18 protein-coding genes and 2 tRNA genes are annotated in these 21,177 nt (G+C 66.0%); 16 read left to right on the forward strand and 4 right to left on the reverse strand.

Annotation, left to right across the window (positions count from 1 at the left end; all coding sequences use genetic code 11):
* Positions 1 to 7 precede the first annotated feature (7 nt).
* Positions 8 to 2,515, reverse strand: coding sequence for an aminopeptidase N (pepN, locus tag ACEE23_RS01265; RefSeq protein ID WP_448872000.1), 2,508 nt, complete (start codon positions 2,513 to 2,515; stop codon positions 8 to 10).
* 112 nt (positions 2,516 to 2,627) lie between these two features.
* Here pepN and ACEE23_RS01270 point away from each other — a divergent pair, with 112 nt between their 5' ends.
* The gene (locus ACEE23_RS01270) at positions 2,628 to 3,245 is read left to right on the forward strand and encodes a mycothiol-dependent nitroreductase Rv2466c family protein (RefSeq protein WP_448871998.1); all 618 of its coding nucleotides are present in this window, start codon (positions 2,628 to 2,630) and stop codon (positions 3,243 to 3,245) included.
* A gap of 22 nt (positions 3,246 to 3,267) precedes the next feature.
* Positions 3,268 to 3,741 carry a ribose-5-phosphate isomerase gene (locus tag ACEE23_RS01275; protein ID WP_296206562.1) on the forward strand — a complete coding sequence of 158 codons (474 nt, stop codon included), beginning with the start codon at positions 3,268 to 3,270 and terminating at the stop codon, positions 3,739 to 3,741.
* 107 nt (positions 3,742 to 3,848) lie between these two features.
* On the opposite strand, the gene ACEE23_RS01280 is transcribed toward ACEE23_RS01275, so the two are convergent.
* The gene (locus ACEE23_RS01280; RefSeq protein ID WP_448872051.1) at positions 3,849 to 4,667 is read right to left on the reverse strand and encodes a DUF1542 domain-containing protein; all 819 of its coding nucleotides are present in this window, start codon (positions 4,665 to 4,667) and stop codon (positions 3,849 to 3,851) included.
* A gap of 241 nt (positions 4,668 to 4,908) precedes the next feature.
* Here ACEE23_RS01280 and ACEE23_RS01285 point away from each other — a divergent pair.
* From ACEE23_RS01285 to clpX, 8 genes are all read left to right on the forward strand, one after another.
* A tRNA-Gly gene (locus ACEE23_RS01285) sits at positions 4,909 to 4,983 on the forward strand.
* Positions 4,984 to 5,174: 191 nt separating this feature from the next.
* Positions 5,175 to 6,008: an aldo/keto reductase gene (locus ACEE23_RS01290; protein ID WP_448871996.1), complete on the forward strand. Its 834-nt coding sequence runs from the start codon at positions 5,175 to 5,177 to the stop codon at positions 6,006 to 6,008.
* Positions 6,009 to 6,150: 142 nt separating this feature from the next.
* Positions 6,151 to 6,224, forward strand: a tRNA-Pro gene (locus tag ACEE23_RS01295).
* A gap of 105 nt (positions 6,225 to 6,329) precedes the next feature.
* A complete protein-coding gene (tig, locus tag ACEE23_RS01300; RefSeq protein ID WP_448871994.1) occupies positions 6,330 to 7,685 on the forward strand; it encodes a trigger factor in 1,356 nt (451 codons plus the stop codon).
* A gap of 194 nt (positions 7,686 to 7,879) precedes the next feature.
* Entirely contained in the window at positions 7,880 to 8,479 is a 600-nt protein-coding gene (locus ACEE23_RS01305; RefSeq protein ID WP_070769070.1) for an ATP-dependent Clp protease proteolytic subunit, read from the forward strand.
* 52 nt (positions 8,480 to 8,531) lie between these two features.
* Positions 8,532 to 9,155, forward strand: coding sequence for an ATP-dependent Clp protease proteolytic subunit (locus ACEE23_RS01310; RefSeq protein WP_070769069.1), 624 nt, complete (start codon positions 8,532 to 8,534; stop codon positions 9,153 to 9,155).
* 279 nt (positions 9,156 to 9,434) lie between these two features.
* Positions 9,435 to 10,973, forward strand: coding sequence for a peptide MFS transporter (locus tag ACEE23_RS01315; RefSeq protein WP_448871991.1), 1,539 nt, complete (start codon positions 9,435 to 9,437; stop codon positions 10,971 to 10,973).
* A 79-nt stretch (positions 10,974 to 11,052) separates the two neighbouring features.
* Positions 11,053 to 12,354: an ATP-dependent Clp protease ATP-binding subunit ClpX gene (gene clpX / locus ACEE23_RS01320; protein WP_448871989.1), complete on the forward strand. Its 1,302-nt coding sequence runs from the start codon at positions 11,053 to 11,055 to the stop codon at positions 12,352 to 12,354.
* A 120-nt stretch (positions 12,355 to 12,474) separates the two neighbouring features.
* Here clpX and ACEE23_RS01325 read toward each other — a convergent pair whose 3' ends face one another.
* Positions 12,475 to 13,191 (reverse strand): TetR family transcriptional regulator, encoded by a 717-nt coding sequence (locus ACEE23_RS01325; RefSeq protein WP_448871987.1) that lies wholly within the window; start codon positions 13,189 to 13,191, stop codon positions 12,475 to 12,477.
* Between the two features lie 253 nt (positions 13,192 to 13,444).
* Between ACEE23_RS01325 and ACEE23_RS01330 the strand changes: the two genes are divergently transcribed.
* The 6 genes from ACEE23_RS01330 to ndk all read left to right on the forward strand — a co-directional run bounded on the left by ACEE23_RS01330 (position 13,445) and on the right by ndk (position 20,134).
* Entirely contained in the window at positions 13,445 to 14,464 is a 1,020-nt protein-coding gene (locus ACEE23_RS01330; protein ID WP_448871985.1) for a malate dehydrogenase, read from the forward strand.
* A gap of 75 nt (positions 14,465 to 14,539) precedes the next feature.
* On the forward strand, positions 14,540 to 17,272 hold the full coding sequence (locus ACEE23_RS01335; RefSeq protein ID WP_448871983.1) for a valine--tRNA ligase: 2,733 nt from the start codon (positions 14,540 to 14,542) through the stop codon (positions 17,270 to 17,272).
* Between the two features lie 86 nt (positions 17,273 to 17,358).
* Positions 17,359 to 18,864 (forward strand): bifunctional tetrahydrofolate synthase/dihydrofolate synthase, encoded by a 1,506-nt coding sequence (gene folC, locus ACEE23_RS01340; protein WP_448872049.1) that lies wholly within the window; start codon positions 17,359 to 17,361, stop codon positions 18,862 to 18,864.
* Positions 18,861 to 19,298 carry a DUF4233 domain-containing protein gene (locus ACEE23_RS01345; protein WP_296204786.1) on the forward strand — a complete coding sequence of 146 codons (438 nt, stop codon included), beginning with the start codon at positions 18,861 to 18,863 and terminating at the stop codon, positions 19,296 to 19,298. The genes folC and ACEE23_RS01345 overlap by 4 nt, the downstream gene beginning before the upstream one ends.
* 10 nt (positions 19,299 to 19,308) lie before the next feature.
* Positions 19,309 to 19,641: a hypothetical protein gene (locus tag ACEE23_RS01350; protein ID WP_448871981.1), complete on the forward strand. Its 333-nt coding sequence runs from the start codon at positions 19,309 to 19,311 to the stop codon at positions 19,639 to 19,641.
* 82 nt (positions 19,642 to 19,723) lie between these two features.
* Positions 19,724 to 20,134 (forward strand): nucleoside-diphosphate kinase, encoded by a 411-nt coding sequence (gene ndk / locus ACEE23_RS01355; protein WP_070769091.1) that lies wholly within the window; start codon positions 19,724 to 19,726, stop codon positions 20,132 to 20,134.
* Positions 20,135 to 20,242: 108 nt separating this feature from the next.
* Here the strand turns inward: ndk and ACEE23_RS01360 are convergent, their stop codons facing one another.
* Positions 20,243 to 21,019 (reverse strand): hypothetical protein, encoded by a 777-nt coding sequence (locus tag ACEE23_RS01360; RefSeq protein ID WP_448871979.1) that lies wholly within the window; start codon positions 21,017 to 21,019, stop codon positions 20,243 to 20,245.
* Positions 21,020 to 21,177 lie beyond the last annotated feature (158 nt).

Raw genomic sequence — 21,177 nt, forward strand, 5'->3', positions numbered from 1 at the left:
CATACTGTTAGCTGGCGTCCACCGCCCGGTTGCGCACCGCGCGGGCGGTGCGGTCACGCTGCTCGGTCACCACGCGGCGCAGCCCGGTGGGCAGATCGCGGTGCAGGAACTCCTCGGCGCGATCCACGGTTTCCTGGCTGACGTCCCAGGAGGGGAAGAGGCCGGTGACCGTCGCCAGGGCGATCTCGTGGGACTGGCCGTCCCAGATCTTTTCTGCCACCTCGAAATAGCCCTCGCTGGGCAGGTTGTCCTCCGCGCCGGGGAAGACCAGGCCGGCCAGCTTCGAGTCGGTGTCGCGGTTGCCGAGTTTCCCGTCGACGAGCTCGCGCCAGACTGCCTTCTTGTTTTCGGCGGTGTTGATGGCCGCACGCGCCTTGAGGGAGGCCTGGTAGCCGGTGGCGGAGTTGTCGCGCTCGAGCTCGGCATCGATGAGCTTATCCGCGTCCTCCACGGCCCCGCCGGCGACCAGGGCGGCCACGGCGCGCCAGCGCATGCCGTTGTCCTCGGAGTCCTCCAGCACCTCGCGGAAGTAGTCGCGGGAGGCCTCAGTCAGCGGCAGGGCTCCTAGGGCCTTGGCGAAGACCAGGCGGCGCTGCTCGTCGTCGCTGCGGGCGCCGGTCAACAGGGCATCGGCCAGCAGGGTAGTGTCCTTCGCCCAGGCGGGATCGGCGTAGCGCAGCTGGGCCTGCACGGCCTGGGTGAGGATGCGCTCGAGGACCGACAGCTCGGTCTCTGCAGCCGCGCCGCGGGCGACCAGGGCGATGAAGTCCCGGGCGCGCATGCTGCCCGCGCGGGTCATCTCCCAGGCGGCGGACCAGCACAGGGTGCGCGCCATCGGATCGGCGATCTTGTCGATGTTGTCCACCACGAAATCGCGGGAGGCCGGGTCCAGATCCTGCAGGGCGTAGGTCAGATCGTCGTCGTTGACCAGGACCAGGTCCGCGGCCGGGGCGCCGACCAGCTCGGCGACGTCGGTGCTGGCGCCGTCGATGTCCAGCTCGACGCGCTGATAGCGGGTGACCTTCCCGCCGTCCAGGCGGTAGAGGCCCACGGCCACGCGGTGGGTGCGCAGGGTATCCCCGGACTGCTCGACGGCGAAGTCCGTGTAGGCGCCGTTGTCCACGCTAAAGCTGGCCTTGAGCGAGTTCACGCCGGTGGTCTTGAGCCACTGCTTAGCCCAGAAGGACAGGTCGCGGCCGGAGGCCTCGGTCAGGTGGCGCAGCAGGTCGTCGAAGGTGGCGTTGCCCCAGGCGTGGGCGGCAAAGTGGCGGCGCACCCCGGCGAAGAAGTTCTCCCGCCCGACGTAGGCCTGCAGCTGCTTAAGCACGCTGGCGCCCTTGGCATAGGTAATCCCGTCGAAGTTCTGCTCGACGGTCTCAATATCCGAGGCGTCCGTGGAGATGGGGTGCGTGGTGGGCAGCTGGTCCTGCTGGTAGGCCCAGGCCTTCTCCACGTTGGCGAAGGTTACCCAGGCCGTGTCGTACTGGGTCTGCTCCGCCTGGGAGATGGCGGCGGACCAGGTGGCGAAGGACTCGTTGAGCCACAGGTCGTTCCACCACTGCATAGTCACCAGGTCCCCGAACCACATGTGGGCCAGCTCGTGGAGGATGGTGTCCGCGCGGCGCTCGTACATGTAGTGGGTGGCCTGGGAGGCGAAGACGTACTCGTCGCGGATGGTCACGCAGCCGGCGTTTTCCATGGCGCCGGCGTTGAACTCCGGAACGAAGACCTGGTCGTACTTGCCGTAGGGGTAGGCGAAGCCGAAGTTGCGGTGGTAGAAGTCAAAGCCCTGCTTGGTCTCGGTGAACAGGCGCTCGTGGTCCAGGTGCTCGGCCAGGGACTGGCGGCAGTACAGGCCCAGCGGGACCTCCAGGTCCTGGGCGGGCTGGCCCTCCGGGTGGGCGGAAAGCTGCCCGCGCCAGGTGTCGGTGAACTCGACGTAAGGGCCGGCGCACACGGCGATGAGGTAGGTCGACAGCGGGTAGTCCAGGTGGCAGCTAAAGGTATTGCCGCGCTGAGTGACCGGCCCGTTGGTGATAACCCGCCAGCCCGCCGGCACGGCGAAGGACAAGTCATAGGTCGCCTTGAGATCGGGCTGGTCGAAGCAGGCGAAAACCCGCTTGGCGTCGGCGGTCTCGAACTGGGTGTACAGGTAAGGCTGGTCATCGGCCGGATCGACGAAGCGGTGCAGGCCCTCGCCCGTGCGGGAGTAGGGGATGCGGGCGGTGACCTCGACGGTGTAGTCCGCGACCTGCAGGCCGGACAGCGGGATGCCGAACTCCGGCTCGTAGGCGGCGGTCGGCAGGGGAGCCCCGCTCAGGCGCACGTCCAGGATCTCCTCGGCGCGCAGATCCAGGAAGGTGCTGCCCGGGCGCAGGCACGAAAAGTCCACGCGGGTGGTGGAGATGAAGTGCGTGTCCGACTGCGTTAAGTCCAAGGCGACGTCGTAATGGTTGACTCGCAGCATCTGCGAGCGATGCTGGGCCTCGTCACGAGTCAGATTTGTCGAGGTCATAGCTGTTTTACCTCCTAGGTGGTGAATTTTAGGCTACGGTCCAGCCTAGCCGTCGCCTAGGCTGGGGCGCGCGGAAATCCTTAAGCAACCAAGATTTTAGGAGAAGACGTTCATGACTCAGCAGGTGAAGTTCTGGTTCGACGTCTCGTGCCCGTTCGCTTGGGCCACCTCGCGGTGGATCAAGGAGGCCGAGAAGGTCCGCGACATCGAGGTCACCTTCGTGCCGATGTCCCTGTCCGTGCTCAACGAGGGCCGCGACTTGGACCCGGCCTACCTGGAGGCCATGGAGGCCAACTGGGGCCCGGCCCGCGTCTTCGCCCGCGTGGCCACCCAGGAGCCGGCCAAGGTCGACGAGCTCTACACGGCGATGGGCACCCTGGTCCACGTAGAGGGTAACGCCGGCAAGAAGGGCTACGGCGCTTACGACGAGGTCATCGCCCAGGCCCTCGACCAGGCCGGCCTGGACGCGGCCTACGCCGAGGTAGCGAATACCACCGACGCCGACGAGGAGCTGAAGCGCTTCCACCAGGAGGGCATCGACTCGGTCGGCGAGGACGTGGGCACCCCGGTGGTCAAGCTGGGCGAGACCGCCTTCTTCGGCCCGGTCATCACCCGCATCCCGCGGGGCGAGGAGGCCGGCGAGCTTTTCGATGCCGCCGTCAAGCTCGCGGAGTTCCCCTATTTCTTCGAGATCAAGCGCACCCGCACCGAGATGCCGGCGGCCGAGTAGGCCCGGCGGTAGGATAAGAATCATGCGCGTATACCTAGGAGCAGATCACGCAGGTTTTGAGACCAAAAACCTGATTGCACAGCACTTGTCCGACGCCGGCCACGAGGTCATCGATTGCGGCGCCCACACCCTCGACCCGGAGGATGACTACCCGGCGTTTTGCATCGAGGCGGCCCAGCGCACGGTCAACGACCCGGGTTCTTTGGGGATCGTGCTGGGAGGCTCCGGCAACGGCGAGCAGATCGCGGCCAACAAGGTCGAGGGCGCGCGCTGCGCCCTGGCGTGGTCGGAAGAGACCGCGCGCCTGGCCCGCGAGCACAACAACGCCCAGCTCATCGGCATCGGCGGCCGCATGCACACCCCGGAGCAGGCCCTGGCCATCGTGGACGCCTTCCTGGACCAGGAATGGTCGGGCGCGGAGCGCCACCAGCGCCGGATCGACATCCTGGCCGACTACGAGCGCACCGGGATCGCCCCGGAGGTACCGGAGGCTTAAGCCAGCTAGCCAGCCTGCTAGCTAGGCCCCTCTAGTCAGACGAAAGGCGCCGGGGAGAACACCACTACAAGTGCTTCTCCCCGGCGCCTTTGTGCGGGCGCTACGGCTTAGAAGTCGAAGTCGAAGCCGTCGCCGCCGAGCAGGCCGCCGTCAAAGATGCCGCCGTCGAAGAGGCCGCCGCCGTCGCCCATATCACCAGCGTCGCCAGCATCCCCCATGTCGCCGCCGTCGCCCATATCACCAGCGTCGCCAGCATCCCCCATGTCGCCGCCGTCGCTGAAGTCGCCTGCGGCCGCCTCCTCGCCGGAGTAGCCGACGCCGGCCATGCCGGCGAACATGGCGTTAAACATCATGGAATAGCCCATCATCCACACGCCGGTAGCCATGGCGTCCGCCCACCACGGGCGGGAGTACCAGCCGGCCGGGACCGGGCGGCCGGCCACCGTGCCGCCGGGGTAGTAGTTCGGGGTCTCGTCGGACGCGTACGGGGAGGCGGTGATCTCCTGGCCGCCGGCGTCGACCGTGCGGCGCTCGGTGACCTTGCCGGCCTTGCGCTGGCCCTCCAGCGGGGGCAGCTCCGGGCCCGGATCCATGCCCATGATTTCGCGCGCCGCGTTGACGTAATGCAGGCCCTCGAGCGCCGACTCGCGGGCCAGGTGCGCCTGCTTGGTGGTGTTCGCCCGCGAGATAGCGGAATTGGCCGCGGTGAAACGCTCCGAGGCATCCGCCATTGCCTGCTGGGAGGCCTTGTCGGTGCCGGACAGGCTCATCACCTGACCACCCAGGCGCTCGATCCAGCGCCGCGCCTCAGCCTGCGCGTCTTCCAACTGTTGCTGCCGGCGCTGCTCGGTCTTTTTCTTGTTGTTGCTGCTGGTCCACCAGGCCACGCCGCCGCCGACCACGATAAGAAGGATGAGCCATTCCATGTCTAAAAAGTTCACTTCCCGATAATCGAGTGTTGTCTCCCGCGCCCGGCGGGGCAGGTGGGCCCCGGCGCGGGGTACTTCTCTGGGTACCTATTAGGTTAAACGCCAGCCTATCCCGAAAAGTTCCCTCCCGTTGAGCTTTTGGGGCACGTTCGGTGAGGGCCCGCGGCCCGCCCGGGCGGTTTTGGGCGCGGCCCAAACCATGCGCTATCATTGTTCCCACGCCTTTAAAAGGGGCAGTGGGAATGTCGTATAGTGGCTAATACCTCAGCCTTCCAAGCTGAAGACGCGGGTTCGATTCCCGTCATTCCCTCCAAGCAACGCCGAAGATGCAGCGCGCTGGAAGAGTCCAGTCGCCTGGTCTCCGGCGTTTTGCGTATCAGCCTGGCCAGCCAGGGGGGGCAGGGGACAACCTGGGTGTTTACCTGCTCAGCAAGAACGGTACCGGCGGCTTTCTCTGGGGCGCGCTCACGCCTTAAAAAGCGTGGTTTCAGTACAGTGGGGCGCATGAACGTACCAATGATTGAGCTCAACGACGGCAACCGCATCCCGCAGCTGGGCTACGGCGTCTTCCAGGTGGACCCGGACAAGACCGAAAAGCTGGTCGCCGAAGCCCTGCGCCAGGGCATCCGGCACATCGACACCGCCGCCATCTACGGCAACGAAGAGGGCGTGGGCCGGGCGATTGCCGCCTCCGGCATCCCGCGGGACGAGCTCTTTGTCACCACCAAGCTGTGGAACGACAGCCAGCTCAACGCCGCGGAAGCGCTGGATACCTCCCTGGGCAAGCTGGGGCTTGATTACGTCGATCTCTACCTCATCCACTGGCCGGTGCCCGCCGACGGCAACTACGTGGAGGCCTGGAAGCAGCTGATTGAGTTGCGCGAGGCCGGCAAGGCCAAGTCCATCGGCGTGTCCAACTTCCTGCCGGAGCACCTCGACCAGCTGGAGATGAACACGGACGTCACCCCGGCCGTCAACCAGATCGAGCTGCACCCGTACTTCCAGCAGTGGAAGGACATCGACGCCGCCCGGGCCCACGGCATCAAGGTCGAGGCCTGGGGCCCGTTGGGCCAGGGCAAGACCGATATCTTCGAGCAGCCGGAAATCACCGACCCGGCCGAGGCCCACGGCGTCAGCCCGGCGCAGGTGATTATCCGCTGGCACCTGCAGAACGGGACCATCGTCTTCCCGAAGACCGCCACCCCGGAGCGCATCCGCGAAAACTTCGACGTCTTCGGCTTCGAGCTGAGCGAGGACGAGATGGCCGGCATCACTTCGCTGGATCGCGGTGAGGAAGGTCGGGGCGGTGCGCACCCGGCGGAGATGGACGCGAAATAGCGGCTAACTGGTCGCGCCGTACGCCCCGAGCCTGCGGAAACCGGGCCAACCGGGACCCGGAGTTGGGTATAGCGCGGCGGCATCGGTAAGCTAAGGCGAGCAACGCCGGCGCGGGGTTTCCGCGCTGGCAGGGCAAGCTATACGGGGCGTGGCGCAGCTTGGTAGCGCACCTGCTTTGGGAGCAGGGGGTCGCAGGTTCAAATCCTGTCGCCCCGACGTATAGGGGCCTGTCAGCCACCCTCATGCGAGGTGCTGCCGGGCCCCTTGTTTATACTCTGTACCAGAAATCCTTCTACCAATTGAGAGCCAGGAGAGTTACTCGTGAAGACTACCGTCGACAAGCTGAGCGACACCCGCGTTAAGCTCACCGTCAACGTCCCGTTCGCAGAGCTGGATAAAGAGATTGATCAGGCCTACGCCGCAATCGCCCAGCAGGTTGCCATCCCGGGCTTCCGCAAGGGCAAGGCGCCGCGCCAGCTTATCGATGCCCGCTTCGGCCGCGGCCCGATCCTCGAGCAGGTCGTCAACGACATGCTGCCGTCCCGCTACGAGCAGGCCGTCACCGAAAACGACCTGAAGGTCATCGGCCAGCCGGACGTGGATATCTCCAAGATCGAAGACAAGGACTTCGTGGAGTTCGCCGCCGAGGTCGACGTCCGCCCGGAGATCGAGGTCCCGGACTTTGCCGACCTGTCCATCACCGTCCCGGCCATCACCGTCGAGGACGCCGACGTGGACAAGGAGCTGGAGAACCTGCAGGAGCGCTTCGGTGAGCTCAAGGACACCAAGCGCAAGATGAAGACCGGCGACATCGCCGTCATCGATCTCACCGCTGAGGTCGACGGCAATAAGATTGACGAGGCTTCCACCGAGGGCCTGAACTACCGCATCGGCGACGACGACCTCATCAAGGGTCTGGACACCGCCCTGCGCGGCCTGAAGACCGACGAGGACGCCGAGTTCACCGCCAAGCTGGAGTCCGGCGAGCACAAGGGCGAAGAGGCCACCATCAAGGTCCACGTCCAGCAGACCAAGGAGCGCAAGCTGCCGGACCTGGACGACGAGTTCGCCCAGCTGGCCAGCGAGTTCGACACTATCGACGAGCTGCGCGATGCCACCAAGACCCAGGTCGAGGAGCAGAAGAAGGCCCAGCAGGCCGGCAACATCCGCGACGAGGTCCTGAAGGCCGCCCTGGACAAGGTCTCCTTCGAGCTACCGGAGTCCATCGTGGAAGAGCAGGCACACGCCCAGCTGCACCAGGTCCTGGGCCAGCTGGCTCACGACGAGAAGGCGCTGGCGCAGCTGCTCGAGGCGCAGGGCACCACCCGCGAGGAGTTCGACGCCGACGCCCGCAAGTCCGCCGAGGAGTCCGTGCGCACCCAGCTGTTCCTGGACACCGTCGCTGAGCAGGAGCAGCCGGAGGTCTCCCAGCAGGAGCTGACCGACCACATCCTGTTCACCGCGCAGTCCTACGGCATGGACCCGAACCAGTTCGTCCAGCAGCTGCAGTCCAACGGCCAGATCGGCAACCTCTTCGCCGACGTCCGCCGCGGCAAGGCCCTGGCCGCCGCTATCTGCCGCGTTGACGTCAAGGACGAGGACGGCAACAAGGTCGACGTCGACCAGTACTTCGGCGAGATCGACGAGGACGAGGACGCGGCAACCGACTCCGAGTAAGGTCGCCTCCCGCCGCGCCTGTAGCGGCCGCGGCGGGGCCGCCTAGCCCAGCTTCGGCTGGGCTTTTCGTCTGTCTGCGGCGGCTGCACCGCGGCTGCAACGCTGACAGCGAACACGTCCCACGGGAGGCGGGAAAGGCAGTATCGTGGGTCGTATTAAGACAAAGATCCGTCACCAAGGAGATTATGAATTCTATGTCTGACAGTATTCAGATGACCTCGCCAGCGCCGGGCATGAACCTCGGCGACAGTGTCTACGAACGCCTGCTGCGCGAGCGCATCATCTTCCTGGGCACCCAGGTTGATGACGAGATTGCCAATAAGCTCTGCGCCCAGATCCTGCTGTTGTCCGCCGAGGACCCGACGCGCGATATTTCCCTCTACATCAACTCCCCGGGTGGCTCGGTGACCGCCGGCATGGCCATTTACGACACCATGAAATACTCGCCGTGCGACGTCGCCACCTACGGCATGGGCCTGGCCGCCTCCATGGGCCAGTTCCTGCTCTCCGGCGGCACCAAGGGCAAGCGCTTCGCCCTGCCGCACGCCCGCATCATGATGCACCAACCCTCCGCCGGCGTGGGCGGCACCGCCGCGGATATCGCCATCCAGGCCGAGCAGTTCGCCGCCACCAAGCGCGAGATGGCTGAGCTGATCGCTGAGCACACCGGCCAGACCTTCGAGCAGATTACGAAGGACTCGGACCGCGACCGCTGGTTCACCGCCGCGCAGGCGAAGGACTACGGCATCGTCGACCACGTCATCGAGACCGTCAACGGCCCCATCAGCAACTAGAACTAGGTAGCACCTCACCACCTCAAGCTCAGAAGCAAGGAGAATTTTTAATATGACGCAATCGCAGATGCCTTCTTCCCGCTACGTGCTGCCGTCGTTCATCGAGCAGTCCGCGCAGGGGACCAAGGAGACCAACCCGTACTCGAAGCTCTTCGAAGAGCGCATCATCTTCCTGGGCACCCAGGTCGATGACACTTCCGCTAACGATGTTATGGCGCAGCTGCTGGTCCTGGAGGCCCAGGACCCGGACCGCGACATCACCATGTACATCAACTCCCCGGGCGGTTCTTTTACCGCGCTGATGGCTATCTACGACACCATGCGTTACGTGCGCCCCGACGTGCAGACGGTCTGCCTGGGTCAGGCGGCCTCCGCCGCGGCGGTCCTGCTGGCTGCCGGTGCTCCGGGCAAGCGCGCCGCGCTGCCGAACGCCCGCGTGCTCATCCACCAGCCCGCCACCCAGGGCACCCAGGGCCAGGTCTCCGACCTGGAGATCCAGGCCGCCGAGATCGAGCGCATGCGCAAGCTGATGGAGAACACCCTCGCCGAGCACACCGGCCGCACGGCCGAGCAGGTGCGCATCGACACCGACCGCGACAAGATCCTGACCGCCGAGGAGGCCAAGGAATACGGCATCATCGACCAGGTCTTTGAATACCGCAAGCTGAACTCCTAAATTCAGGGGTACCCCTTGTGGGACTCAGGCCCGCCGCCGGCATAACGCCCGGCCGCGGGCCTTTTGTTTGGGGTGGCACGGGGCAGCCGGCGCGCGCGGGGCGGAAGATTGCGCAAGCGAAAACTATCAGTCGCCGGGAACGGCCCTGCTCAGCCGGGGCACTGCCGGCAGGGCTGACCCGTCCCACCAGGCGGGAAGGGCGAGGTAGCCCACCGGAAAACGGGGGTGGCAGATCCCACATTAATTGCGTTGTGGCGTGGAAGGTGGCTATATATTTCTATGTCACGAATCACAAACGCTCACTCAGTGTCAGGCGCGTCGGGCGACGCGCACGGTGCCGGCGGCGGCTCAGCCGTCAGTAAACCACAAGAATCGCAACGCCAGTTCTTCGGCCACCCGTGGGGGCTGGCCAACCTCTTCGGCGTGGAGATGTGGGAGCGTTTCAGCTTCTACGGCATGCAGGCGCTGGTCCTGCTGTACATGTACTACTCCGTGGCCGACGGCGGCCTGGAGATCCCCAAGGCGGCGGCAACCTCCATCGTCGGCGCCTACGGCGGCCTGGTCTACATGGCCTGCCTGCTGGCTTCCCTGGTGGCCGACCGTGTGCTCGGCGCGGAGCGCACCCTGTACTACTCGGCCATCATGGTCATGCTGGGCCACCTGGCGCTGGCCTTCATCCCCGCGGTCACCGGCCTGGCCATCGGCCTGGTGCTCATCGCCGTGGGCTCCGGTGGCGTGAAGACCACGGCGCAGGTGGTGCTGGGCGCGCTCTACTCGCGCGATGATCCCCGCCGCGATGGCGGCTTCTCCATCTTCTATATGGGCGTTAATATCGGCGCGCTCTTCGGCCCGCTGATTACCACGCTCCTGTGGGGCTGGCAGGGCTTCCACTGGGGCTTCGGCATTGCCGCCGTGGGCATGTTCTTCGGCCTGGTCCAGTACACCCTCATGCGCGGCAGCACCATCAAGGAAGCCGGCCACGAGGTCCCGAATCCGGTCTCGCGCCAGCAGCTGCTGGCAGCCCTGAGCGTCCTTGCCGTCATCGTTGTCGTGTGCGTGTGGCTCATCGCCTCCGGCGTGGTCAAGCTGGAGTGGCTGTCCAACATCGTCACCGTCGTGGCCTTCCTCGCCGCGGTGACGCTGTGGCTGCAGATGTACCGCTCCCGCCTGACCACCCCGCAGGAGCGCGGCCGCCTGCTCGGCTTTATCCCGATGTTCGTCTCCGGCGTGCTCTTCTTCGGCATCTTCCAGCAGCAGTTCACCGTGCTGACCATCTACTCCGATATGCGCCTGGACCGCCACATCTTCGGCATCGAGATCCCGCCGTCGATGGTCCAGCTCATTAACCCGATCTTCATCGTCATCTTTTCCAGTATTTTCGCCTTCATCTGGACCAAGCTGGGCGACCGCCAGTGGTCGACGCCGACCAAGTTCGGCATTGCCAACGTCATCATCGGCGTCTCGCTGTTCTTCTTCCTGCCGTTCAGCGGCGGCGGCCCGAACTCCACCCCGATGTTCGCCATCATCTGGATCCTCTTCCTGTTCACCATGGGCGAGCTGCTGCTGTCGCCGGTGGGCAACTCTCTGGCGACCAAGGTCGCCCCGGAGGCCTTCCCGTCGCGCATGATGGCGGTGTGGATGATGGCCGTGGCCATGGGCACCTCCCTGGCGGGCACGCTGGCCGGCTTCTACAACCCGGATGACGCCGGCGCGGAAAACACGTTCTTCATCACCCTGGGCATCGTTTCCATCGCTCTGGGCGTGGTCTTGTTGGCGCTCGCCAAGTGGGTAGTTAGCAAGTTCGCTACCTTCCGCTAAGGCGCGCCGGCTGCGTCGGGTGGGCGTGGTACGGTTGCTGGGATAAAGGAAATTGTGCCCTATGTGTTGAGAGGGTTTAATGGCACGTATGCAAGAAAGCGCGGATCTGCTCAAGTGTTCCTTCTGCGGCAAGAGCCAGAAGCAGGTTAAGAAACTCATCGCCGGCGGCGGTGTGTACATCTGCGATGAGTGCATTGAGCTGTGCAACGAAATTATCGAGGAAGAACTGGGCGCGGCCCAGGCCGAGCAGGCCGAAAAGGAAGAAGTTCGGCTGCCCCGCCCCTCGGAAATCTCGGCCTTCTTGGATAACTACGTCATCGGCCAGGACCAGGCCAAGCGGGTGCTGTCCGTGGCGGTCTACAACCACTACAAGCGCATCAAAGCGGAGGAAGCTGCTGCCGCCCGCGGCGGCAAGCGCTCCAAGAAGGAACCGGAAGACACGGTCGAAATCGCCAAGTCCAACATCCTGATGCTGGGCCCGACCGGCTCCGGCAAGACCTACCTGGCCCAGACCCTGGCGCGCATGCTGGACGTGCCGTTCGCCATCGCGGACGCGACCTCCCTGACGGAGGCCGGCTACGTGGGCGAAGACGTGGAAAACATCCTGCTGAAGCTGCTCCAGGCCGCGGATTTCGACGTGGAAAAGGCCCAGCGCGGCATCATCTACGTCGACGAGATCGACAAAATTTCCCGCAAGTCGGACAACCCGTCCATCACCCGTGACGTCTCGGGCGAGGGCGTGCAGCAGGCCCTGCTGAAGATCCTGGAGGGCACCGTCGCGGCCATCCCGCCGCAGGGCGGGCGCAAGCACCCCAACCAGGAATTCATCCAGCTGGATACCTCCAATATCCTGTTCATCGTGGCCGGCGCCTTCGCCGGGCTGGAGAAGGTCATCTCCGAGCGCGTGGGCAAGAAGGGGCTGGGGTTCGGCGCCAAGCTGGAGACTCAGTCGGAGCAGGACCGCGTCGACCTCTTCGAGGAGGTCCGCCCGGAAGATCTGGTCAAGTTCGGCCTCATCCCGGAGTTCATCGGCCGCCTGCCCGTCGTGGCGACGGTGGACAACCTGGACCAGGAGTCCCTCATCCGGGTACTCACCGAGCCGCGCAACTCCCTGGTCAAGCAGTACCAGGCCCTGTTCGTCATGGACGGCGCGGAGCTGGAGTTCGACACCGGCGCGCTGGAGGAGATTGCCAACCTCGCGCTGGAGCGCAAGACCGGCGCCCGCGGCCTGCGCGCCATCATGGAGGAGCTGCTGGTGCCCATCATGTACGACATTCCGGACCGCGAGGACATCACGGGGGTGCGCATTACCGCAGAGGTAGTCCGCGGCGAGGACGGCCCGGAGTTCATCTACGCCGACGCCGAGGAGCAGTCGGCCTAGGCAGATGTCTTAACAGCTAGAGGCAGATAAAAAGCCGGCCCGCGTTTTCGAAGAGGAAGCGCGGGCCGGCTTTTCCGCGTCCGGGCGCCGGGGAGGGGAGAGTCTCCGGCGGGCGGGGGGCTAGCCGTAGATGTCGCTGTTGTTGTCCGCGGTATCGGCGGCCTCCCGGGCGGTGAGGTAGGACGCCTCGCCGCTGTCCGGGATGTTGGCGGTCAGGAACGCGAGCACCGCGTCCACCACCATGCGGTGCAGCCCCGCGGTGTTGGCCTCGGACTGCATGTCTATCCCCAACAGGTTGTCGATCATGTTGTGGTTGGTCACCCGGTACATGGTCAGCGAGGTGATCAGGGTGAAGATGTCGTCGGCCGAGATCCCCGGCCGGAAGGCCCCGGAGTCCTGCCCGTGGAGGAGCAGCTTGTCCAGGTGCAGGGCCACCCCGCTGACGTCGTTGACCGGCTGCCGGCCGACCACGCCGAAGACCTGCTGGGTGGTCTCCATCGCCAGCATGCGCACGGCCTCCGGGTGGGCGATGTGGCAGTCGAAGAGGGCATCGACAAGTTTGCGCACGCCCTCGACCGGGACCTCGGAGTCGACCTCAAGGTCCTCGAGCGGGGGATTGAGGCGTTCTACCGCGGCCTCGAGGGCGCGCTGGTACAGCCCGCGCTTGTCGCCGAAGTGGTAGTGCAGCATGCGCTTGGACAGGCCCGAGAGGTTAGCGATGGTCTCCATCTTGGTTTCGGTGAAACCGAACTGGGAAAACTGCTCGAGCGCGACTTCGACGGCGCGCTGGGCAGACTCGGCTCCCGTGACGGCGGTGGGAGAATCGGAGTTACCCATAGCAACATGCCCCTCTTTTTTAAGAATCGCTTAGACGGATTGGTTCATTCCCTATCGTGCCGCAAATTCGCGACCCCGTCCGGTAATTGCCCCCGGGGGCGGTAAAATGCCAGTACAGCCGAGTTATAGGTGTACTTCTGCTACCTCAATTCGAGGGCAATCGGGCGGAACCTATCGCGCTACCGTTTTTGCGTCTAGACTAGGAAGTTCACCGAAAACTCGAGGTGTTCTTCTGGGAAGGATGATGCACACAATGTCTAAGCCAACAGCACAGGGTGGACCGAAGCACAACGTTTCAGAACCCATCAACGTTACGGTCACCGGCGCCGCCGGGGCCATCGCCTACTCGCTGCTGTGGCGGATCGCTGCCGGCGAGGTCTTCGGCGCCGACCAGCCGGTCCGCCTGCGACTGCTGGAGCTCGAGTCCGCCGTGCGCGCCGCCGAGGGCGTGGCCATGGAGCTGCAGGACTCCGCCTTCCCGCTGCTGGCCGGCGTGGAGATCACCGCCGACGAGGACACCGCCTTCGCCGACGCGAAGGCCGCCTTCCTGGTCGGCGCACAGCCGCGCACCAAGGGCATGCAGCGCGCCGACCTGATTTCTGCCAACGCGGAGATCTTCTCCCGGCAGGGCGAGTCCCTGAACCGCGTGGCCGCCCGCGACGTGCGCGTGCTGGTGGTGGGCAACCCCGCCAACACCAACGCGCTCATCGCCGCCCACCACGCGCCCGACCTGGATGATTCCCAGTTCACCGCGCTGATGCGACTCGACCACAACCGCGCGGCCGGCCTGCTGGCCCAGCAGGTAGGCGTGCGCCCGGATGAGATTGAGAAGCTGGCCGTCTGGGGCAACCACTCGGACACCCAGTTCCCGGACATCACCTTCGCCACGGCGGGCTCCCGCCCACTGGCGGAGGCGGTCGACCAAGGCTGGTACGCAGGCACGTTCATCCCGACCGTGGCCGGGCGCGGCTCCGAAATCATCGAGGTCCGCGGGTCCTCGTCGGCGGCCTCGGCGGCATCGGCGGCCGTGGACCACATGCACGACTGGATTTTCGGCACCCCGCAGGGCGACTGGCGCACCGCGGCTATTGTCTCCGACGGCTCCTACGGCGTTGACGCCGGCCTGGTGGCGGGCTTCCCGACGGTCAGCCGGGACGGTAGCTGGGAAATCGTGCAGGGCCTGGAGTTAAACGATGCCCAGCGGGCCCGCATCGACGCCTCGGTGGCGCAGCTGCGCGAGGAAAAGGAAGCCGTCGCCCACCTGCTGGGCTAGCCCCGGGAGAAAAACCCGCGGTCTTGCCTGGGCGGGGCCCAAAGGGGTTTGACCGACAGGGTAGAATTGGTCGGCGTGACTGAGCGTAAAAATGAGGAACTAGTAGGTACCAACCGCGCGGACGCGCTGCCCAAGTCCTGGGAGCCGCAAGAACAGGAGACCGCCCTGTACGAGGGCTGGGTCGACGCGGGGTATTTCACCCCGGACGCCCACTCCGACAAACCCGCCTATTCCATCGTGCTGCCGCCGCCGAACGTGACCGGCCAGCTGCACATGGGCCACGCGCTGGACCACACGCTCATCGACTCCATCATCCGCCGCAAGCGCATGCAGGGTTATGCCACGCTGTGGCTGCCGGGCGCGGACCACGCCGGTATCGCCACGCAGACCAAGGTCGAGGCCGCCCTCAAGGAATCCGAGGGCAAGACCCGCTGGGACTACGACCGCGACGAGTTCATCGGCAAGGTCTGGGAGTGGAAGGAAAAATACGGCGGCACCATCCAGTCCCAGATGCGCGCCATCGGCGACTCCGTGGACTGGTCCCGCGAGCGCTTCACCCTGGACGACGGCCTGTCCAAGGCCGTGCAGACCATCTTCAAGATGCTCTACGACGCCGGCCTGATCTACCAGGACTACCGCCTGGTCAACTGGTCGCCGGTGCTGGAGACCGCCGTGTCCGACATGGAGGTCGTCTACGACGACGTCGAGGGCGAGCTGGTCTCCATCCGCTACGGCTCGCTGGATGACAACGAGCCGCACCTGGTCGTGGCTACCACCCGTGTCGAGACCATGCTGGGCGACGTCGCCATCGCCGTCCACCCGGACGACGAGCGCTACGCCGACCTGGTGGGCAAGGAGTTCCCGCACCCGTTCCGCGACGATCTGAGCCTGAAGATCATCGCCGACGACTACGTCGACATGGAATTCGGCACCGGCGCGGTCAAGATCACCCCGGCGCACGACCCGAACGACTACGCCATGGGCCAGCGCCACGGCCTGGACATGCCCATCATCATGGACAAGACCGGCCACATTGCGGACACCGGCACCCAGTTCGACGGCATGACCCGCGAGGACGCCCGCGTCGCCATCCGCGAGGCACTGGCGGAGCAGGGGCGAATTGTGAAAGAAATCCGCCCCTACGTCCACTCGGTCGGCCACTCGGAGCGCTCCGGCGAGGCCATCGAGCCGCGCCTGTCCAAGCAGTGGTTCGTCAACGTCAAGGAGATGGCCAAGTACTCCAGCGAGGCGGTCCGTAAGGGCGATACCACCATCCACCCGTCCTCGCTCGAGCCGCGCTACTTCGACTGGGTCGATGACATGCACGACTGGTGCATCTCCCGCCAGCTGTGGTGGGGCCACCGGATCCCGATCTGGTACGGGCCGGAGGACGCTGACGGCAACCGCGACGTGGTCTGCGTGGGCCCGGACGAGGAGGCCCCGGCCGGATACGAGCAGGACCCGGACGTCCTGGACACCTGGTTCAGCTCCGCGCTGTGGCCGTTTTCCACCCTGGGCTGGCCCGAAAAGACCCCGGACCTGGAGAAGTTCTACCCGACCAACGTGCTGGTCACCGCCTACGACATCCTGTTCTTCTGGGTCGCCCGCATGATGATGTTCGGCACCTTCGCCGCCACCAAGACCCCGGAGCTTCTGGGTAAGGGCACCGACGGGCGCCCGCAGGTGCCGTTTGCGGATCTCTACCTGCACGGCCTGGTGCGCGACGAGCAGGGGCGCAAGATGTCCAAGTCCCTGGGCAACGGCATTGACCCGATGGACTGGGTCCGCGACTACGGCGCGGACGCGCTGCGCTTCGCCCTGGGCCGCGGCGCCAACCCGGGCGTCGACCTGCCGCTGGGTCCGGACGCGGCCGCCTCGGCGCGTAACTTCGCCACCAAGCTCTTCAACGCCACCAAGTTCGCCCTGCTCAACGGCGCCGGCGTGGCGGAGCTGCCGGAGCGCGAGACGCTGACCGATGCCGACCGCTGGATCCTAGACCGCGCCGAGCAGGTCCGCGCCCGCGTCGACGCCTACCTGGACGACTTCCAGTTCGCCAAGGCCAACGAGCTGCTCTACCACTTCGCCTGGGACGAGCTGTGCGACTGGTACGTCGAGATCGCCAAGACCCAGATCGCGCGCGAGCCGGCCGACGAGGCCGAAAAGCAGCGCGCCCGCACCACCCAGATCGTGCTGGGCCGCGTCCTCGACGTCGTGCTGCGCCTGCTGCACCCGACCATGCCGTTTGTCACCGAGGTCCTCTGGAAGGCCCTGACCGGCGGCGAGTCCCTGGTCGTGGCCGACTGGCCGACCGCCGAGGACACCAACGGCGGCGCCGCGACCGACGAGGTCGCCGCCCGCCGCATCCAGGACGCCGAGAAGCTCATCACCGAGCTGCGTCGCTTCCGCTCCGACCAAGGGGTTAAGCCCTCCCAGAAGGTGCCGGGCCGCCTGGACTTCGCCGCCGCGGACCTGTCCGGCCAGGAGGCCCTGGTGCGCAACCTAGCCAAGACCACCGAGCCGGGCGAGGACTTTACCGAGTCCGCCTCCATCGAGGTCCGCCTGTCGCAGGCCACCGTCGAAGTCACCCTGGACACCTCCGGGGCCGTCGACGTCGCGGCCGAGCGCAAGCGCCTGGAAAAGGACCTGGCCAAGGCCAACAAGGAGCTGGAACAGACCACCAAGAAGTTGGGCAACGACAACTTCCTGTCCAAGGCCCCGGAAGAGGTCGTGGAAAAGATCCGCACCCGCCAGGCCGTGGCACAGGAGGAAGTTGACCGCATCAGCGCGCGTTTGGAGGCGCTCAAGTAGTGACTGACCGTACCGGAAACGGCGGCAACGGCCGCGAGCAGGACCGCGATAAGGGCCGAGATAAGGGGCAGGAGACCGAATACGAGATCGTCGACGCCCTCAAGGAGGGCACCGAGGGCTCGCCGGTCGAAATCACCGAGTCGGGGCTCACACTCAACCTGGGCGGGGCGGAGGACTATTCCGCGCCCGCGCCGGAGACCGTCAGCGCCGAGGAACTGCGCGAGCTCGCCGAGGTCGAAGAGGAACTCAACGCCCGGTGGCCGGAGACGAAGATTGAGCCCTCGCTGGAGCGCATCGAGAAGCTCATGGACCTGCTCGGCCACCCGGAGCGGGCCTTCCAGGCCATCCACGTGGCCGGCACCAACGGCAAGTCCTCGACGTCGCGGATGATCGACTCGCTGCTGCGGGCCTTCCACCGCCGGGTCGGCCTGTTCACCAGCCCGCACCTGCAGCGGGTGACCGAGCGCATCGGCATCGACGGACAACCCATCCACCCGCGCGACTACGTGCGCATCTGGCGCGAAATCCGGCCTTACGTAGAGATGGTGGACGCCGAGTCGTTGGCGGCTGGCGGCCCCGCCATGTCCAAGTTCGAGGTCCTGGTGGCCATTGCTTATGCCGCCTTTGCCGATGCCCCGGTCGACGTCGCCGTCATCGAGGTCGGCATGGGCGGGCGCTGGGACGCGACCAACGTGGTCAACTCCGAGGTCGCGGTCGTCTGCCCGGTGGGCATGGACCACACCGATTACCTGGGCGATACCCTCGCCGAAATCGCGGAGGAGAAGGCCGGCATCATCAAGGCCCGCCCGGACGCCGACGACCCCATCACCCCGGCCGAGAACATCGCCATCCTGGCGGAGCAGGAGCCGGAGGCCATGGAGGTCCTGCTGCAGCAGGCCGTGGCCGTGGACGCGGGGGTGGCGCGCGCCGGCAGCGAGTTCGCCGCGCTGGAATCCACCATCGCCGTGGGCGGCCAGCAGCTGCGCATCCAGGGGCTGGGCGGCCTGTACGAGGACGTCTTCTTGCCCCTGGCCGGCGAGCACCAGGCCCGCAATGCCGCGGTGGCGCTGGCCGCCGTGGAGGCCTTCTTCGGGGCCTCGGCCGGGCGCCCGCTGGACGCGGCGAGCGTGCGCAACGGCTTCGCCCAGACCATCTCGCCGGGCCGCCTGGAGCGCATGCGGCAGTCGCCGACCACGTTCATCGACGCCGCGCACAACCCGCACGGCGCCCGCGCCCTGGCTCAGGCCCTGGGTCGGGACTTCGACTTCGCCCGCCTGGTCGGCGTGGTCGCCATCCTGGGCGACAAGGACGCTACCGGGATCCTCACCGCGCTGGAGGACGTGCTGACCGAGATCGTCATCAGCCAGAACAGCTCCCCGCGGGCGCTGGACGCCTACGAGCTGGCCGAGCTGGCCCGCGACATCTTCGGCGAGGAACGCGTCTACGTCGAACCCGACCTGCAGTCGGCCTACGCCCAGGCCGTCGAGCTGGCCGAGGATGCGGAAATCCAGTCCGGTTCCGGTATTGTCATCACCGGATCGGTGGTCACCGCCGGTGAGGCACGCGCGATGTTTGGAAAGGAGCCGGCATGACGGACAAGCCGAAGGACGTCGGGCCCCTGGGCATGGGGCACAAGCCCGTCAAGGACCCGATTAAGGGCTTTAACGGGATGGTCATCTCCAGCACCCTGACCCTGGAGGCGCTCACCCTGGTGCTGGCGCTGCCGATGCTGCGCATGCTCTACAGCGGCGAGCTGTGGACCGGGGTTAACATCGCCATCGTCGTGGCGCTGATGGTCTTCCACCTGGTCATGCTGGCCTTCGCCAGCCGCCGGTGGTCGCTGAATGTCATCCTGGCCGTGCAGGTGCTGGGTATTGTCGCCGGCCTGTTTATCCACTGGTCGATCGTGGCCATCATGGTGGTCTTCGGACTGGTCTGGCTGCTGGCGGCCTACCTGCGCTCGAACCTCATCGCGCGCATGGAGCGCGGCCTTTTGACCACCCAACACCTCGATCAGAAGGGCTAGGGAGGCCGCCGTGCGCTACGTGTATTCGCTGCTGGCCGCGCTGGCCTGCGTGGTGGTCATCCTCGCGCGCGCTTTCCACTGGCCGGGCGTGGTCATCGTGGTGGGGCTTATCGTGGCGGCCGTCTTTCTGGCGCTGGCCTTGTTCCGTGGGGGCCAGGATCGCCCGGGCAAGGATCGCCCGCTGCGCCAGGCGGATTTCTCCCCGGAGCGCGAGGAAGAAATCCGCGAGCTCGTCTCCGCCGGCAAGTACGGCACCGCGGTCAAGCAGGTCCGGCTGTGGTACCGCCACGTCGGCCACGACGAGGCCGAGGCCATGGTCAGCCAGCTGTCCACCGGCCACTAGCGCAATCCCGGGCGGCTACCGCGGGGCGATTATTGCCGCCTTAAGTGCGAAGGATCGCTCGGCATTCGGTACGATGGCCGGTATGACTGAACGTACTCTTATTCTCATCAAGCCGGACGGCGTCAAGAACGGCCACGTAGGCGAAATCATCTCCCGTATTGAGCGCAAGGGCCTCAAGCTGGTGGAGATGGATCTGCGCACCGCAGACCGCGAAACCGCAGAAAAGCACTACGCTGAGCACAAGGACAAGCCGTTCTTCGGCGAACTCGTGGACTTCATCACCTCCGCTCCGCTGGTCGCAGGCATCGTCGAGGGCGAAAGCGCCATCGCTGCCTGGCGTCAGCTGGCCGGCGGCACCCACCCGGTCGAGAAGGCCACCCCGGGCACCATCCGCGGTGACTTCGCCCTGACCGTCGGTGAGAACGTCGTTCACGGCTCCGACTCCCCGGAGTCCGCTGAGCGCGAAATCTCCATCTGGTTCCCGAACCTCTAAGACGCACTCTCTTTACTGCCCCCGCCCGCGGCGCCTAGGTATCCCGGCCCCGCGCGGGGGTTTCGCGCATTCACAGCACCACTAGGCGACCGCGGCTCCGGGCCTGTTTTAGCGCCGCTGCGACTCGGTCAGCGCGTGTACGCCCACGGCAGTGATGCTCATCCACCACTGGGCGGATTCTCCCTGCCAGGTGGGCGCGCGGAGCTTAACCAGCTTGGTGCTGTCTAGCTCCTGCAGGCGCCCGCGTAGCGCCTCCTCGTCGGCGGAGACCGCGGGGGCCAGAATCCTTTGCAGTCCCTTCAAGCTCACCTCGTTGCCGTCGACGGCGCCGATGGCGATAAGCGCGGCGAGGATGTCGGTATTCTCCTCGGCCAGGCGTTGCGTTGTGGCGGTCAGCTCGGTCAGCTCGAAGTCCATCCGCTGGATGCGCCGGCGGCCAATGCTGTAGGAGCGCCGGAAGAGCACGGTGCCGGAAAGAAACAGTCCCACGCTGTAAAACGCCGCCGTGGACAGCGGGGCCACCGCCGGCGGGACCGAAAAATCCCAGCCCAGCGCCTTTAACGGCAGGGCCAGCAGGGGCGCGACGATGGGAATGAACGGGGCGAAGTAGGCGGCGGCGGGGTAGTCGCCGTCCCGGATTTCCATTTGCGGTACGCCCACGGCCTTCGGGTAGTGGCGGGCAATCTTGACCCCACAGGCCACCGCCGCCACCAGGCACAGCGCGCCAAGGACGTAGAAGGCCGTATGGTCTAGAAAGAAAAAGCCCACGCCGAAGCTCGCCGTGGTGGTGAAGGCAAGCAGCTCGCGCGGGTTGAACTCGTTGCGCCCACGGTAGTGCCGGATTGCCGCTGCCGGTGAGGTGGGTACGAGTTCGCCGTCGGACATGGTCTTAAGCTAGCACAGCGCGAAATTCCGCGTGCCCGGGCAGGTGCGCCAAGAAGCGCGCGCCCAAGTGTGCCACAATAGGAGCTAGAGCCTGTATGCCAGGCTTGCAGTTGTGCATAACTAAATACTCAATCTTTAACACTTAAACTTTCGGCGCT

This window comes from Corynebacterium sp. 32222D000AT (assembly GCF_053546955.1).

Bases quoted from the DNA above. Each gene is read 5' to 3' on its own strand.
- pepN (WP_448872000.1), bottom strand. From the start codon at position 2,515: ATGACCTCGACAAATCTGACTCGTGACGAGGCCCAGCATCGCTCGCAG.
- ACEE23_RS01270 (WP_448871998.1), top strand. From the start codon at position 2,628: ATGACTCAGCAGGTGAAGTTCTGGTTCGACGTCTCGTGCCCGTTCGCT.
- ACEE23_RS01275 (WP_296206562.1), top strand. From the start codon at position 3,268: ATGCGCGTATACCTAGGAGCAGATCACGCAGGTTTTGAGACCAAAAAC.
- ACEE23_RS01280 (WP_448872051.1), bottom strand. From the start codon at position 4,667: ATGGAATGGCTCATCCTTCTTATCGTGGTCGGCGGCGGCGTGGCCTGG.
- ACEE23_RS01290 (WP_448871996.1), top strand. From the start codon at position 5,175: ATGAACGTACCAATGATTGAGCTCAACGACGGCAACCGCATCCCGCAG.
- ACEE23_RS01305 (WP_070769070.1), top strand. From the start codon at position 7,880: ATGTCTGACAGTATTCAGATGACCTCGCCAGCGCCGGGCATGAACCTC.
- ACEE23_RS01310 (WP_070769069.1), top strand. From the start codon at position 8,532: ATGACGCAATCGCAGATGCCTTCTTCCCGCTACGTGCTGCCGTCGTTC.
- ACEE23_RS01315 (WP_448871991.1), top strand. From the start codon at position 9,435: ATGTCACGAATCACAAACGCTCACTCAGTGTCAGGCGCGTCGGGCGAC.
- clpX (WP_448871989.1), top strand. From the start codon at position 11,053: ATGGCACGTATGCAAGAAAGCGCGGATCTGCTCAAGTGTTCCTTCTGC.
- ACEE23_RS01325 (WP_448871987.1), bottom strand. From the start codon at position 13,191: ATGGGTAACTCCGATTCTCCCACCGCCGTCACGGGAGCCGAGTCTGCC.
- ACEE23_RS01330 (WP_448871985.1), top strand. From the start codon at position 13,445: ATGTCTAAGCCAACAGCACAGGGTGGACCGAAGCACAACGTTTCAGAA.
- ACEE23_RS01345 (WP_296204786.1), top strand. From the start codon at position 18,861: ATGACGGACAAGCCGAAGGACGTCGGGCCCCTGGGCATGGGGCACAAG.
- ndk (WP_070769091.1), top strand. From the start codon at position 19,724: ATGACTGAACGTACTCTTATTCTCATCAAGCCGGACGGCGTCAAGAAC.
- ACEE23_RS01360 (WP_448871979.1), bottom strand. From the start codon at position 21,019: ATGTCCGACGGCGAACTCGTACCCACCTCACCGGCAGCGGCAATCCGG.